The sequence below is a fragment of the Candidatus Methylomirabilota bacterium genome (assembly GCA_028870115.1).
In the GTDB taxonomy this organism is placed as follows: domain Bacteria; phylum Methylomirabilota; class Methylomirabilia; order Methylomirabilales; family Methylomirabilaceae; genus Methylomirabilis.
Genome location: JAGWQH010000078.1, coordinates 24754 through 39404, shown reverse-complemented (window position 1 = coordinate 39404; position 14651 = coordinate 24754). Strand labels below are relative to the sequence as shown.

At 58.3% G+C, this 14651-nt stretch carries 13 protein-coding genes; 12 read left to right on the top strand and 1 reads right to left on the bottom strand.

The genetic code is table 11. The features are described 5' to 3' along the window. Positions 1–10: 10 nt before the first annotated feature. The 12 genes from KGL31_08840 to coaE all read left to right on the top strand — a co-directional run bounded on the left by KGL31_08840 (position 11) and on the right by coaE (position 13640). Entirely contained in the window at positions 11–271 is a 261-nt protein-coding gene (locus KGL31_08840) for an SHOCT domain-containing protein (protein MDE2322004.1), read from the top strand. Positions 272–284: 13 nt separating this feature from the next. Beyond that, the gene (locus KGL31_08835) at positions 285–950 is read left to right on the top strand and encodes a phosphatase PAP2 family protein (protein ID MDE2322003.1); all 666 of its coding nucleotides are present in this window, start codon (positions 285–287) and stop codon (positions 948–950) included. Next, on the top strand, positions 937–2637 hold the full coding sequence (locus tag KGL31_08830; GenBank protein ID MDE2322002.1) for a glycosyltransferase family 39 protein: 1701 nt from the start codon (positions 937–939) through the stop codon (positions 2635–2637). Before KGL31_08835 ends, KGL31_08830 begins: the two co-directional genes overlap by 14 nt. 30 nt (positions 2638–2667) lie before the next feature. After that, a complete protein-coding gene (locus KGL31_08825; GenBank protein MDE2322001.1) occupies positions 2668–3645 on the top strand; it encodes a polyprenyl synthetase family protein in 978 nt (325 codons plus the stop codon). A 30-nt stretch (positions 3646–3675) separates the two neighbouring features. Next, entirely contained in the window at positions 3676–5484 is a 1809-nt protein-coding gene (lepA, locus tag KGL31_08820; GenBank protein ID MDE2322000.1) for a translation elongation factor 4, read from the top strand. Next, positions 5481–6119, top strand: coding sequence for a signal peptidase I (gene lepB, locus KGL31_08815; protein ID MDE2321999.1), 639 nt, complete (start codon positions 5481–5483; stop codon positions 6117–6119). Before lepA ends, lepB begins: the two co-directional genes overlap by 4 nt. Further along, positions 6116–7255 carry a radical SAM family heme chaperone HemW gene (gene hemW / locus KGL31_08810; GenBank protein MDE2321998.1) on the top strand — a complete coding sequence of 380 codons (1140 nt, stop codon included), beginning with the start codon at positions 6116–6118 and terminating at the stop codon, positions 7253–7255. Before lepB ends, hemW begins: the two co-directional genes overlap by 4 nt. A 149-nt stretch (positions 7256–7404) precedes the next feature. Continuing rightward, positions 7405–8445, top strand: a complete 1041-nt coding sequence (hrcA, locus tag KGL31_08805; protein ID MDE2321997.1) for a heat-inducible transcription repressor HrcA — start codon at positions 7405–7407, stop codon at positions 8443–8445. Between the two features lie 89 nt (positions 8446–8534). Continuing rightward, on the top strand, positions 8535–9176 hold the full coding sequence (gene grpE / locus KGL31_08800) for a nucleotide exchange factor GrpE (GenBank protein MDE2321996.1): 642 nt from the start codon (positions 8535–8537) through the stop codon (positions 9174–9176). Next, complete coding sequence (gene dnaJ, locus KGL31_08795) at positions 9173–10264, top strand: molecular chaperone DnaJ (GenBank protein MDE2321995.1); 1092 nt, start codon at positions 9173–9175, stop codon at positions 10262–10264. The genes grpE and dnaJ overlap by 4 nt, the downstream gene beginning before the upstream one ends. 129 nt (positions 10265–10393) lie before the next feature. Further along, positions 10394–13015 (top strand): DNA polymerase I, encoded by a 2622-nt coding sequence (gene polA, locus KGL31_08790; protein ID MDE2321994.1) that lies wholly within the window; start codon positions 10394–10396, stop codon positions 13013–13015. Continuing rightward, positions 13008–13640: a dephospho-CoA kinase gene (gene coaE / locus KGL31_08785; GenBank protein MDE2321993.1), complete on the top strand. Its 633-nt coding sequence runs from the start codon at positions 13008–13010 to the stop codon at positions 13638–13640. The genes polA and coaE overlap by 8 nt, the downstream gene beginning before the upstream one ends. 49 nt (positions 13641–13689) lie before the next feature. On the opposite strand, the gene KGL31_08780 is transcribed toward coaE, so the two are convergent. After that, complete coding sequence (locus KGL31_08780) at positions 13690–14484, bottom strand: alpha/beta fold hydrolase (protein MDE2321992.1); 795 nt, start codon at positions 14482–14484, stop codon at positions 13690–13692. Positions 14485–14651: the final 167 nt, after the last annotated feature.

Below are 14651 nucleotides of genomic sequence, written 5' to 3'. Positions count from 1 at the left end.
AGCGATGGTCATGATGATGCAGTGGGAGGAGATGGCGCATGACTCCTGGTTCTTGGGATGGGGGATCCTCTGGATGGTCATGATAACGGCCTTCTGGTTCCTCATCCTGCTGGTGCTGGTGCTGGCGGTTCGCTGGCTCTGGCAGGCCGGCTCCGGGGTTCGATCCGTCCAGCGGCCGGAGGAGTCGGCCCTGGAGATCCTGAAGAAACGGTATGCCCGGGGCGAGATTGGGAAGGAAGAATTCGAGGCTAAGAAGCGCGATTTGCTGTGAAAGGATAGATAGGATGCAGTCAAGGTTGCAAGATCGCTCGAGACCCTCCGAGTCTCTCGCTCGATTGTTCGACAGTAGGGTGTTAGGCTATGCCACCGCGTTATTTGTTGTAGTGCCTTTCCTTGTGTTGTATATCGACGGGTTGGTAACGACCTTCATCCCGTCGGTGCAGAGCGAATGGGGACTCAAGGTGGCGAACGCGATTACACTCATGGGATCCGGCCTGACGGACGCCGCTATTGCGGGCGTCCTCTTGGTTGTCGGCCTGAAGGCCGGAAGGCCTCGGGAGGCTGTCGTGGGTAGACTCGGATTGCTTGCGGTGATCGTCGGGAGCCTTTCTGTCCAGATCTTAAAAAACCTGTTTTGTCGGTCCCGTCCCCTGGCTGAAAAGTCGGGCCAATTTTTCGTCGAATTTCCGTGTCTGGGCAAGGGTGCCGGATTCATCTCCTTTCCGTCAGGTCATTCTGTGACCGCCTTTGCCCTGGCATTTGTGCTCTCCCGCGCCTATCCCAGATATGCATTGCTCTTCTACGGACTGGCCGTCCTGGTCGCCCTCTCCAGGGTCTATCTCGCCAGGCATTTTCCTTCTGATGTTGTGGCCGGGGCCGCTATCGGGCTTCTGGCAGGTTGGATCACCTGTCGGTTTTCGATTTTTTCTCCTGTGCATGGGCGTACCTGAGAAGGCGGTACCTGCCGTCACCAGCGCCCCCCGATGGGTTCGAGAAGTCGCGGTGACGATCCTCCTGCTTGGTGTGGGATTTCTCCTCTTTTTTTATCGCTTGGATTCGCTCTCCCTGTTTGACGCAGATGAGCCGGCCTACGCGGAGGCGGCGAGGGAGATGCTGATCTCAGGCGACTGGATCACACCCCACTTCAATTCCCAGCCCCGCTTCGATAAACCGATCTTGTTTTACTGGCTGATTGCGCTGGCTTACCAAGGGTTCGGGGTCGGCGAGTATGCGGCTCGCTTCTGGTCCGCCGCCTTCGCGACCGGTCTCACGCTGTCGATCTACCTGTTCGGACGGCAACTGTTGGGTCAACGGGCCGCGTGTATTGCCGCTCTGGCCTTTGCCGCGAACGTCGGGACCGTTGCCTTGGCGCGAGCGGCGGTCACCGATATGACGCTTACCTTTTGTATGACCTGGGCGCTTTTCTGTTTTTTCGACGTCTATCGGGCCTCAGATAAGAGGCGCGAGCGTCTCCTCCTTGTTGGGTATCTTGCCATGGCGCTTGCCGTTCTCACGAAAGGCCCGATCGGCCTTCTGCTCCCCGGGTTGACTGTCGGCCTGTTTCTGGCCATTCGCAGAAAGGCCCGTGCGACCCTATCCAGGCTCCGCCTGCTCCCAGGTATTGGCCTGTTTGCTGTGATCGCGCTACCCTGGTATATCTTAGTGCTGCGTGAGAACGGATGGGCGTTCGTTCAAGGATTCTTTGTGCACCATCACCTGAACCGCTACCTGGGCGTGGTGTCGAGCCATGTCGGAGGTCCCCTATATTTCTTACCGGTAATCGTCCTCGGCTTTTTCCCGTGGAGCGGGACGCTGCCCAATGCCTTTGGCCGGCTCTGGGCTATCCGACGCCGCCTACGCGCTGAGCTGACCGAACGACAGGAGTTATTGCTCTTTTTGTGGGTCTGGTGTGGCGTTGTCGTGCTCTTTTTCTCGTTCTCCCGCACGAAACTCCCCTCCTACATCTTTCCCGCTGTTCCTGCGCTTGCCCTGCTGGCAGGGAATGCGGGAGAAGCCGTCCTCGACGAACGACAGCAAGGGGGGAGATGGGCGAGGACATCTGACTGGATCGTAGGTGGGATGGCCTGTTCGCTTGCCGTGATCCTCGTCTTGCTGCCATCGATTGCCGATCGCATCCGCCTCCGCGAGGCGCCGGATATCCCCCCATTTGACTTCGGGCTGGCGCCTTACGTGCTGGCCGTCCTCCTGCTGGTTGGAGTTACTTTCGCGATAGCAGCCAGGCGAAGAGGGCAGGGGAATATGGCGGCGGCCGCGATGGCGGCCACAATGGTCCTGAGTATTATACTGGCCGTGCATCGGGTTGCCCCGGCCGTCCAGGAGAGTCTGCAGAAATCCCTCCGCGACTTCGCGCTTGTCGCCAGACAAGAGCTTCGACCCGCCGACCTCTTGGTAGCCTATGACCTCAACGCGCCCAGTCTTGTGTTTTACTCGGAACGACACGTTGCGATCATCAGGAGGGGCGAGGAATCCGGATTTCAGCGTCTTGCCGCTCCTTATGGGCGGCTTTTCATCGTCGCCAAGGCCGCCGCGGAGACTCGCTTACGAATGATCCCGGATATTTTCCCCTTGGACAGGCGAGGGGGGTATGTCCTATACTCTAACCATTGCAGTCCGTAGGATAGGTCTGATGAAGGTAGAGGCGCGCGCATGATTGCCAAAACGATTCTCTCCCCTGTGACTCTTGAACTCGCCCTGGTCGAAGAGCGACTGCTCCAAGACATCAGCGGCGATGTGGAGTTGATCTCCGAAATCATCCGGTATGTGCTCAAGAGCGGCGGAAAACGGGTCCGGCCTGCGCTGCTGCTGCTCTCGGCAAAGCTTTGCGGCTATGAAGACGGTTCCCGTAATATCGATCTGGCGGTGGTGGCCGAGTATATGCACGCTGCCACACTGATCCATGATGATATCATCGATCGTGCCGATAAGCGTCGCGGACTGCCGTCGGCGAACAGCACCTGGGGTTCTCAGATCTCCGTGCTGGCGGGCGATTTCCTGTATGCCAGATCGCTTCAGATGCTGGTGATCGATGGCGACCTGGCTGTCATGCGGGCCTTTTCTGACGCGACAGTTCGGATGATCGAGGGCCAGGTGCGCGAGGTCCAGATGGCCGGAAACCTCGACCTCACGTATGACGAATATCTGGATATCATTACATCAAAGACCGCTGCCCTGATCTCAGTCGCCTGCAGGACCGGCGCCCTGATCGCCGGCAGGCGAGCGGACGAAGTGGCTGCATTAACTGAGTTCGGCTTGAATGTGGGAATCGGGTTTCAGTTGGTCGATGACGCGTTGGACTTTGTCGCCGAGGAGTTCCGGCTGGGCAAGCCTGTGGGGAACGATTTCAAGGAGGGGAAGGTGACCTTTCCGGTGCTCCATGTGATGCGGGCAGGCTCGGAGGCCGATCAGGGCAGGATCAGAGAGTTGGCCGCGCAGGAGACTATCAGGGAGTCCGACCTGGCAGAAGTGAAGGCGATAGTAGAACGGTACGGCGCCGTTCCGGCTACGATGGAGCTCGTTCGCACCTACCTCCAGAAAGCCAAGGCATCACTCAGTATCTTTCCAGATTCGGCTGCCAAGCGCTCGCTCGTCCTGATGGTCGATTTTGTCGGAGATCGAGACTGGTGATAACTGGCCTCCCTCCCCACCCGTAATGTCATGACGATCAATCTGCAACGGATCCGGAACTTTTCCATTATTGCGCACATCGATCATGGCAAGTCGACCCTGGCTGATCGGATTCTGGAGGCCACCGGGGCGCTTGCGCCCCGTGAGATGGAGGCCCAGGTTCTGGACCGCATGGACCTTGAACGGGAACGGGGCATTACCATTAAGGCAAAGGCGGTTCGCCTCCACTATAAGCGGCAAGGCGGGCAAGAGCACATTCTGAACCTGATCGACACCCCCGGCCATGTGGATTTCAGCTACGAGGTCTCGCGGAGCCTCTCCGCGTGCGAGGGCGCGTTGCTCGTGATCGATGCCGTCCAGGGAGTGGAGGCGCAGACGCTCGCCAATGTTCATCTCGCTATGGAGCACGACCTGGCCATCATCCCGGTCATCAATAAGATCGACCTGCCGAATGCCGACATCGCACGGGTGAAGGCCCAGATAGAGGAGACCCTGGCCATCGATGCCTCTGAGGCGATCCTGTGCAGCGCTAAACAGGGGATCGGAACTGAAGAGGTGATCGAGGCGGTCATCAAGCGGATACCGCCTCCCACAGGATCCTCGGACGCTCCCCTGAAAGCGTTGATCTTTGACTCTGCATTCGATCCGTACCAGGGCGTAATCGTGTATGTCCGGCTGTACGAGGGACAGGTGCGTCCCGGGATGCGGATACTCCTGATGTCCACCGGTGCGACGTTCGAGGTGTTACAGCTCGGCGTCTTCACCCCTCAGATGCGCCCCGCAGATCTCCTGTCGGCCGGAGAGGTCGGGTATGTCATTGCCGGGATCAGGGACGTGCGTCAGACCAGGGTAGGGGATACCATTACTGCCGAAGACAGACCGACGACCATGCCCCTGCCTGGCTTCAAGGAGGTCCGACCCATGGTGTTTGCCGGTCTGTACCCGACCGAGAGCGAAGCGTACCTGGAGTTGAAGGAGGCGCTGGAGAAGCTCCGTCTGAACGATTTTTCCTTTAGCTTCGAGCCGGAGACCTCGGCTGCCCTGGGCTTCGGCTTCCGGTGCGGTTTCCTCGGCTTGCTCCACATGGAGATCATCCAGGAGCGGCTGGAGCGCGAGTTTGGCCTGACGCTGATTACCACCGCTCCGACCGTGGTCTACCGAGTGGCTAAGCGGGATGGAACCGTAGTTGACGTGGACAACCCCAGCGATCTTCCTTCCCCGCAGGCCATCGAACGAATCGAGGAGCCGTACATCAAGGCCTCCATCATGGCGCCGGGTGAGTACGTCGGCCCGATCTTCGCGCTGTGTCAGGAGAAGCGCGGGATTCAGCGCGGCGTAGAGTACATGGAAGGCGGTCGCGTCGTCATTACCTACGACCTCCCGCTTAACGAGATCGTCATGGATTTCTACGACCGGCTGAAGTCGGCAACCCGTGGCTACGCCTCCCTGGACTATGAATTTGTCGATTATCGGGAGGGTCACCTGGTAAAGCTGGATATCCTTGTGAACAATGAACCGGTTGATGCGCTGTCCTGCATCATCCCGAAGGAGCAGGCGTATCTGAGGGGCCGGATGCTGGTGGAACGGATGCGAGAGCTGATTCCCAGACAGCTTTTCGAGGTGGTGATTCAGGCCGCGCTTGGGGGCAAGGTCATCGCGCGGGACAGTGTGCGCCCTCTGCGCAAAAATGTGACGGCCAAATGCTATGGCGGGGACATCACCCGCAAGCGAAAGTTGCTCGAGCGTCAGAAGGAGGGAAAGCGCAGGATGAAGCAGGTAGGCAGAGTCGAAATCCCACAGGAAGCCTTCATGGCGGTGCTGAAGGTGAATACCCCATGACGCGACAGATGATGGATGAGACGATAAAAGAGGGTCAGGAGCGGGCTTCGCGGCCAGGCGCAAAGCCGGAGAAGTCGGTTTTTCGCCAGTATGCCGAGGCCGTCATCATTGCCATTATCTTGGCGCTGGTGGTCAGAACCTTTGTGGTCCAGGCCTTCAAAATCCCTTCCGGATCGATGCTCCAGACGCTGCAAGTCGGCGATCATATCCTGGTCAATAAGTTCCTGTTCTGGTTTACCGAGCCGCAGCACGGTGACATTATCGTGTTCAAGTATCCCCAGGATGAGGAGAGGGACTTCATTAAGCGAGTGATCGCCCTGCCAGGTGAGAAGGTGGAGATTCGGGCAAAACAGGTCTATATCAACGACAAGCCGCTGACTGAGCCGTATGCGATTCACCTGGATCCTGCCACCATCGAGAATCCGGGCTCGCCTCGGGACAGTTTCGGTCCCGTCGTTGTTGCGCCGGGTCATCTCTTCATGATGGGTGATAACCGGGACTACAGCATGGATAGCCGGTTCTGGGGTTTTCTTGATATGAAGAAGATCAGGGGGAAAGCCTTCATGATCTACTGGTCGTGGGATAGCGAGCACTTCAGACCTCGCTGGGAGCGAATCGGGATGTTGGTCCGATGAGAAGTGGGCTGGGTCTGTACATCCATATTCCCTTTTGCCTGTCACGCTGTCATTACTGCGACTTCAACAGCTATCGCTTCGATTCTGTTCAAGTTGAGCAGTATCTGGAGGCGTTGGCGCAAGAGATTACGCGTCGCGCCTCCTCAGACGCGATCCGACATCGGCGGGTCTGCTCTGTCTTCTTCGGCGGCGGGACACCCTCAATACTCCAGGCGTCACAACTCATCGGTATCCTCGACCGCTGCCGGGCCGCCTTTACCTTCGAGGCCGACGCAGAGGTCAGCCTTGAAGCCAACCCGGGAACGGTAGGCCTTCCGAAGCTTCGCGCGCTTCGGGAAGGCGGGGTAACCCGTCTGAGTATGGGGGTGCAAGCAGTTCAGGACCGACTCCTCCAGCGGCTTGGTCGCGCCCATGCTGCCTACGAAACTGAACAGGCCTTTTGGTTAATGCGTGAGGCCGGCTTCAGTAATATCAATCTGGACCTGATGTTCGGCCTGCCCGGTCAGAGTACGGACGACTGGTCGGCGACCCTCGACTGGGCCATCGGTGCAGGCCCTGAACATCTCTCTGCCTATGGGCTGATCCTGGAAGAGGGGACGCTTCTCCACCAGGAACATCGCAAAGGCGAGATTGGGCTACCCGACGAAGAGACAGAGACAGTCATGTATCAAATGGCTGTAGGCCGGCTGCATGACGCCGGCTTCGAGCATTACGAAATTTCAAACTTTGCGCGTCCAGGCTTCCGTTGCCGCCACAATCTGGTCTACTGGCAACATCAGGAGTACGTCGGCATTGGGGCGGGGGCTCACTCATTCCTTACCGGGCGCCGGTTTTATAATGAGTTGCTGCCTGCACGCTACGTATCCGCCATTGCTGAGCGTGGGATAGCCGTAGCCTGCGGCGAAGAGCTATCCGCCGAGATGTTACGAGCCGAGCGTTTGATGTTGGGGCTTCGACTCCGGACCGGACTGGACGTGGATGTATTGAAGGATGCACTTGGCGTTGAAGATCTCTCTGCGTCCGATCGGGTCACCCGCCTATTGGATGATGGGTTCCTTCGCCTGAATGAGGGGCGGGTACAGATTACAGAGCGGGGGCTTCTCGTAGCCAACGAACTGATTGTCCAACTCCTCTGATTCTCCGGCCTGTTCTATAGCGCGCAGACGGCGGCAAATCCGCTTGACAATAGCGGCTATTTTTCTTAGCATTTTTTAGAACCGTGGCACGTTTCTCCAGGGAGTGCCAAGTGTTGAAAGAAGGGTAAGGGAAGGGGGTCGATGGACCGATGTCGGCGCATGAACTAACTTCACGGGAGCGCCAGATCCTGAAGGTAATTATCCATGACTATATCACCTCCGGAGAGCCTGTAGGGTCCCGAAGTATCGCCAGGCGCCACCTTGGCTACCTCAGCCCTGCCACCATCCGCAATGTGATGGCGGATCTGGAGGAGGTAGGCTATCTCTCTCAACCGCATGCGTCAGCCGGCAGGATCCCAACCGATTCCGGGTACCGCTTCTACGTTGACAGCCTTATGCAGCGTCCTAAATTGTCGAAGGTCGAGGAAAGCCGAATCGAGCAAGGGATCCGTCCCAGCCGGGGTCAGGCCGAGGAATTGGTGCAGGGGGTCAGCCGAATCCTCTCCGATCTCTCACGATATGCTTCGGTGGTTCTGGCGCCAAAGTTTGCACAGAACACGTGGCGACGTATTAACTTTGTCCACCTCAATCGGGAGCGGACCCTGGTGGTTCTTATGGCCGATTCCGGGCTCGTACAGCAGAAGGTCATCGCTATCGATGAGTTGATCGAGCAGCCGGAGTTGGATCGAATCTCTAACTATCTGAACAGTGTGTTGGGCGGGGTGACCCTTCACGAGGTGAGGAACACGATCATTGCACAGATGGCCGAGGAGCGCGATGAGTTCAACCGCCTGATGCAGCGCGCCCTGGAACTCAGCAACAAGACGCTGGAGGGTGAGGAGGGATACGTCTACATCGGAGGGGCGGCCAATATCACTCATCAGCCGGAGTTCGCCGATATCAATAAGATGCAGAATATCTTCGCGGCCTTCGAGGAAAAGTCAAAGCTGGTGAAGATTCTCGATCGATGTCTGGCCCATGAGGGGTTACGGGTTATCATCGGCCGCGAGAGTGAGATCAGAGAGATGCGCGAGCTCAGTCTGATTGCTTCGTCGTATAAGAGTGGAGATCATGTCGTTGGTGTACTCGGAATCGTGGGCCCGAAGCGGATTGCCTACGACCGCATGGTGGCCCTCGTCGATTGTACGGCCAGACTCGTCAGCAAGCTCCTGACAGAGGCTGATGTGTAGAGCTTGCTTTCAGAAGCGATGATGCGCGATGGAGCCTGACGGACGGATCTGTCGGGTCAGCCGATGAACGAAAGGGAGCCGATCGGATAATGAATCAAGAAAGTGAAGAAACCAAAGCATCGACAAGCGATAACGCCCAAGAGAGCCCTGTTGTCCCCACGATCGAGTTGGAGTCGATGATCAACAAGCTGCAGGCCGACCTCAAGGGACGGACTGCTGAGATAGACGCCCTCAATGACCGCCTCCTTCGTCTCCACGCGGAGTTTGAGAACTACAAGAAGCGAGTATCCCGCGAGCGGAGCGAGTTCGTGAGGTTCGCGAACGAAGGGCTGATCCTGGAACTGCTGCCTATTGTGGATAGTCTGGAGCATGCGGTCGCTACGGCCCGCTTTGGAGGAGAGGTCCAGGGCGTTGCGGAGGGTGTTGACATCATTCTTCGACTGTTTCAGACGACCCTGGAAAAGGCAGGGGTGAAGTCCATCGAGGCGTTGGGGCATGAGTTCGATCCGAACTTCCATCAGGCTGTGGCTCAGATAGAGGCGACTGATGGTCGGGACAATATTGCGGTCGAGGAGGTTCGAAAAGGGTACCTCCTGGAGGGACGTTTGCTGCGGCCGGCGATGGTGAAGGTATCGAAAGCGAAGGTTCTGAGTTCTGAGTTCGAGGTTCAAGGTTCAGAAGAAGATCGATGTGAAACCCGGAGTTCGGGATCCGGCCTGTCTCAGTCATGAACAGGCGCGACTACTACCAGGTGCTTGGGGTGGATCGGGACGCCGCTCCCGATGAGATCAAACGAGCCTACCGTCGGCTGGCTCATAAGTATCACCCGGACAAGAACCCTGGCGATAAGACGTCGGAAGAGCAGTTCAAGGAGGCGACCGAGGCGTATGAGATCCTGAACAATCCCGAGAAGCGGGCGGCCTACGACCGGTTCGGAGTTACCGGAGAGAGGGCCGGCTTCGGGGGATTCGGTGAGGCCGGATTTGGGTCGGTGTTCGAGGATCTTTTCGAGGGGTTCTTTGGAGGATCTGCCCGGCGGGCTGCTTCCCGGGGCGCAGATTTACGCTACAACCTCGAGATCAGCCTTGAGGAAGCGATCCTCGGAGTAGAGAAAGAGATTACGATCCCCCGGCTGGAGCCCTGCGGCGCCTGCAAGGGGAGTGGCGCGAAGCCCGGGACATCTCCAACCGCCTGTGGTTCCTGCCGCGGCAGCGGCCAGGTTCGGTACTCGCAAGGCTTTCTCACGATCAGCCAGACCTGTTCGGCCTGTCGAGGCGAGGGGCGTGTTATTGAACATCGATGCCGCGACTGTCGAGGTACGGGGCGGTCGCGGTCCGATCGGTCTCTTACGGTGAAGATTCCTGCCGGTGTGGAAACGGGGATACGCTTGAAGCTGGCAGGCGAGGGCGAGGCCGGTCCCCATTGGGGAGATCGGGGCGATCTGTATGTTGTCATCACCGTGAAGGAGCATCCGCTCTTCTCACGGCACGGCGACGACTTGTATTGTGAGGTTCCTGTCAGGTTTGTTCAAGCGGCCTTGGGGGCCGAGTTGGAGATCCCGAGCTTTTTCGGGATGACGAAGCTCAAGATCCCCCCCGGGACCCAACCCGGCGCTGAGTTTCGCGTTCATGGCAAGGGTGTGCCGCGCTTGCGTGGCCATGGTCAAGGAGACCTCGTGGTCAGGGTTGTGGTCGAGGTGCCTAAGCGGCTGACCACGAAGCAGCGCGAGTTGCTCGAAGCGTACGCTGCTCTGGAAAACGGCGACGGAAGCCCGTTAGTCGAGAGCTTCTTTGACAAGGTCAAGAGCCTGTTCGGCTGATCTGCCCTGCCGCATGCGAGAGAGGCTGAAGGTAGATAGACCGAAGGTTTTGAGGATGCTTCAGCCTTCAGCCTGAACACCTGCTTTTAGCGCTGACCGTTGATCGCTATTTTCCGAGGACACTGACCGATGACGGCCAGATCGCTCTATCTTATCGACGGGAGTTCCTACCTCTTTCGGGCCTACCATGCGCTTCCACCCCTTACGAACAGCGAGGGGGTTCCAACCGGAGCCATATACGGTTTCACCAATATGCTTCTGAAGATCATCCGGGACGAGCATCCGGAGGCCATGGTTGTGGTCTTCGATTCCGCAGGACCGACCGAACGACATACGCGATACGCTGACTACAAGGCGAATCGCGGCCAGATGCCGGACGATCTGAGCCGCCAGCTTCCGTACATCCATCGGATAGTGGAGGCGATGCGCATCCCGCTCCTGATGCAACAGGGGCAAGAGGCGGACGATCTGATCGGCTCGCTGGCAAGGCAGGCCGAGGCGCAGGACTTTCACGTGACCATTGTCACGGGCGATAAAGACATGCTCCAACTCATTGGACCTGAGATCCGGGTCTATGATTCGATGAAGGAGAAGGTCTACGGCGAACCGGAGGTTCTGGAGCGCTTCGGCGTGCCCCCCGGTCAGGTGGTGGAGGTGATGGGGTTGATGGGTGATCCGATCGACAACATCCCTGGCGTGCGCGGGATCGGGGAGAAGACCGCCAGGAGCCTTATCCAGCAGTTCGGGAGCATCGAAGAGATGATCACTCGCCTGCATGAGATCAAGTCCGTGAAGGTTCGGGAGATTCTGAGAAGCCAGGTCGAGCAAGCTCGTCTCAGCCGGGATCTGGCCCGCCTCAGGACGGATCTCCAGGTGAGTGTGGATCTGGGACAGGTTGCGCTACGTGAGCCTGATAACGCCGCTCTCCAGGCCCTCTTTCGGGAGTTAGGTTTCACAGGGCTCCAGCGGGCATTTACCCCCGTGACCTCGCGCGGCTCGCTCCGCATGGTCGTTATTGATCGCGAGGACGAGATCGGAGAGACCGTCAAAGAACTCCTGGATTCCGACAGCGTGGCTATCGCTGTTGCGCGTAACGGTAGCGGCTCAGGTGACGGTACGCTTTATGGCCTTGCCTTCTGTAAAGAGCCCGATGTCGCCCTCTGTTGCTTTCCTGAAGCGATGACCGACTCGTATCTTGAGCGTCTGCGCCCTGTCCTGGCTGGAGAGAAGCCGATGAAGATCGGCCACGACCTCAAACGGATCATGACCGCTATCGGGAAGAAGGGCGTTGCGCTGAGAGGACTGTCCTTTGATGCCATGGTAGCGTCCTATCTCCTGAACCCTAACAGATCGGATCACTCTCTCGCGACTTTGGTGTTTGAGCTGTTGGGCGTGAAGTGCGAGCAGGGGTCGGAAGCTAAGGGTGGAAATGACGGACGAGAGATGGCCATGAGGCGGGCAGCCGAAGAGGCGCACCTTGTATGGCAACTCAAAGAGGCGTTGCTGCCGAAACTTGAGCAGTCAGGGCTGCTGTCGTTGTTTAAAACGATCGAGATGCCGCTGATCGAGGTCTTGGCCTCGATGGAGGAAGTCGGGTTCAGCGTAGATGCCGACCAGCTTGGCGAGTTGGGCAAGGAACTGGAGAGCCAACTCAGCCAGATCGAATCGCGAATCTTCGCTCTGGCGGGTGAGCACTTTAACATCAATTCGCCGAAGCAGTTGGCGGATGTGTTATTTCAGCGACTGAAGCTTCAGCCGCTGAAGCGGACCAAGACCGGCTATTCCACCAATGTGGAGGTGCTTCAGCGATTGGCCATGACGCACGAATTGCCCGCAGAGGTCCTGAATTACCGGAGTCTCGCGAAACTCAAATCGACCTATGTTGATGTGCTGCTCAGGCTTGCTGATCGCGCGGGCGGCCGAATTCATACATCGTTCAATCAGACGGTGACTGCCACCGGACGCTTGAGTTCCAGTGAGCCGAACCTCCAGAATATCCCGGTTCGCACCGAGGTCGGGCGGCGGATTCGACAGGCGTTCATTGTCTCGAAGGGTCATCGGCTCCTGTCGGCCGACTATTCCCAGATCGAGCTGCGGATTTTGGCGCACCTCTCCCAGGACCAGGCGTTAATTGCCGCTTTCACGGCGGGGGCTGATGTGCACCGGAGTACTGCAGCCGAGATCTTCGGGGTGCAGCCGGAGGAGGTGACGGCGGAGATGCGGCGACGGGCCAAGGTGATCAACTTCGGCATCGTCTATGGGATGAGTCCCTTTGGCCTGGCCTCAGAACTCGATATACCACAGGAGGAGGCCGCCCTGTACATCGATCGCTATTTTCAGATCTATCACGGGGTCAAGTTATTTATCGACCAGACGATCCGCGAGGCCGGGGAACTCGGCTTCGTGAGTACGCTCTGGGGACGCCGGCGAGCGATCCCGGAACTGAGAAGTTCCGACCAGACGGTTCGGCAACTTGGGGAGCGGTTGGCAGTGAATACGCCGATTCAGGGATCGGCTGCAGACCTGATCAAGGTTGCGATGATCGCTATCTTCAGACGCCTAAGGTCGGAACGGTTGGGAACCAGGATGATTCTTCAGATCCACGATGAGCTGCTGTTCGAGGTACCCGAAGCCGAGCTGGAAGTCGCTAAGCAGGTGGCTATTGAAGAGATGGAGCGTGCGGCTGCTCTCTGTATTCCCCTGAAGGTTGACCTCGGGGTTGGAGTGAACTGGGCTGAGGCCCATGCCTAGTGAGCAGGACGCACGGCGAATGGTCGTTGTGGGCCTGACAGGGGGCATTTGTTCGGGCAAGAGTACGGTCGCAGCGATGTTCAAGGGCTTGGGCGCGACGGTCATCGACGCCGATCGAGTTGCTCACGAGTTGGTGGAGCCGGACCGGCCCCTCTTCGAGGCGGTCGTCTCGACGTTCGGTCGCGAGGTCGTCGGAGCGGGTGGTCGCATAGACCGAAGGCGATTGGGCGCCATAGTGTTCGCCGATCTCAAGGCCCGCAGACAATTAGAGGCGCTACTTCATCCGGCTATTATCCGGGAGTGTGAACGGCGTATCCAGCGAGCAGGGGTCTTGGGAGCGGTCGTTTGCCTTGTCGATGCTGCGCTGCTGATTGAGAGCGGTTGGCACGCTCGCTGTGACGCGGTGATCCTTGTTGAGGCGAGCGAAGCCGTGCGGCTCGACCGTCTGGTCAGGTCAAGAGACCTCAGTCAAGATGAAGCGATGCAGCGCGTCAGGTCGCAGATGCCACAGCAGGAGAAGCGGTGCCACGCTCATTATGTCATTGAGAATGAAGGTCCGCTTGAAGAGACAGCGCGTCAGGTGCAGGCGGTGTGGGAACAGTTGTGCGCCCAGGCTACACCGTAGGCGCTTGCCTGTGGCTTGAGCAGCCTGCTAAAAAAGGGGGGAGTAAGGTTCAGGGTTCCTTGAGAAATGACAGGGCGATGTGGTTAAACTCGTCAGCGTGGGTGAGGGCCAAGGCGTGGCCGCCGCCCGGGATCACGGCCAATTTGGCGCCGGGAATTCCCTGGTGGAGCGTCCTGGCGAAACGCATAGGGGTCATGAGATCTTCGTTACCAGTCACAATCAGGGTTGGTACCGTAATCTCGCTCAAGCGATCTTCGGTGAAGTGACCGAGTGCGGCCTCGACCTGGCGGGCGTAGACGTCGGCGGGGAGAAAGTATGGGTCCTCCAGGAATCGGGTGATGGTCGACTCTATAAATCCGGGGATAAGATAGTCCCGGTACGTGAATATCCATGGACTGGTGGCCCGCGCGTACTCTTCCCGGCTGAAGTGGGCCCGCATCATCGCGAACGAGTTCAGTACGTCAGCGCCGCGCCGATCGGCTGAGGTGTAGGTCGAGACCAGGATTAATCGTCTGACCCTGGCAGGATAGGCGATCGCCACCTCCTGGGCGATCGCCCCGCCCATGGAAAGGCCCACGATGTGGGCCTTATCGATAGCGAGCGCGTCCATCAGGCGGATGACATCATCGGCCATGGTCTTGATAGTGTAGGAACTCGATGAGCGGTCGCTTTGGCCGGCGTCGCGGTTGTCGAAGGTTATGCAGCGGAAGTGCTGGCTGAACACCGGTATCTGCAGCGCCCAGACTCGGTGATCGATGCCGAGTCCGTGGATCCAGACGACCGGCTCACAGTGGCCGTCTTCCTGGTAAAAGAGCTCCATTTGGCCGACCCGAACCTTTGGCATAGATTGATTGTAAGGGTGCAGGATATGGATGTCAATCAATCTGCTGAGGGACAGGCCAAGCGAGGCGCGGGATACTTGAGACTCGGGTTGATATTGTTTGGAACGTCATGTGGGCGTATACTCTACCGGAGTAGGGTAGCTATCGCTTAGACTGGATCGAGGTGGGG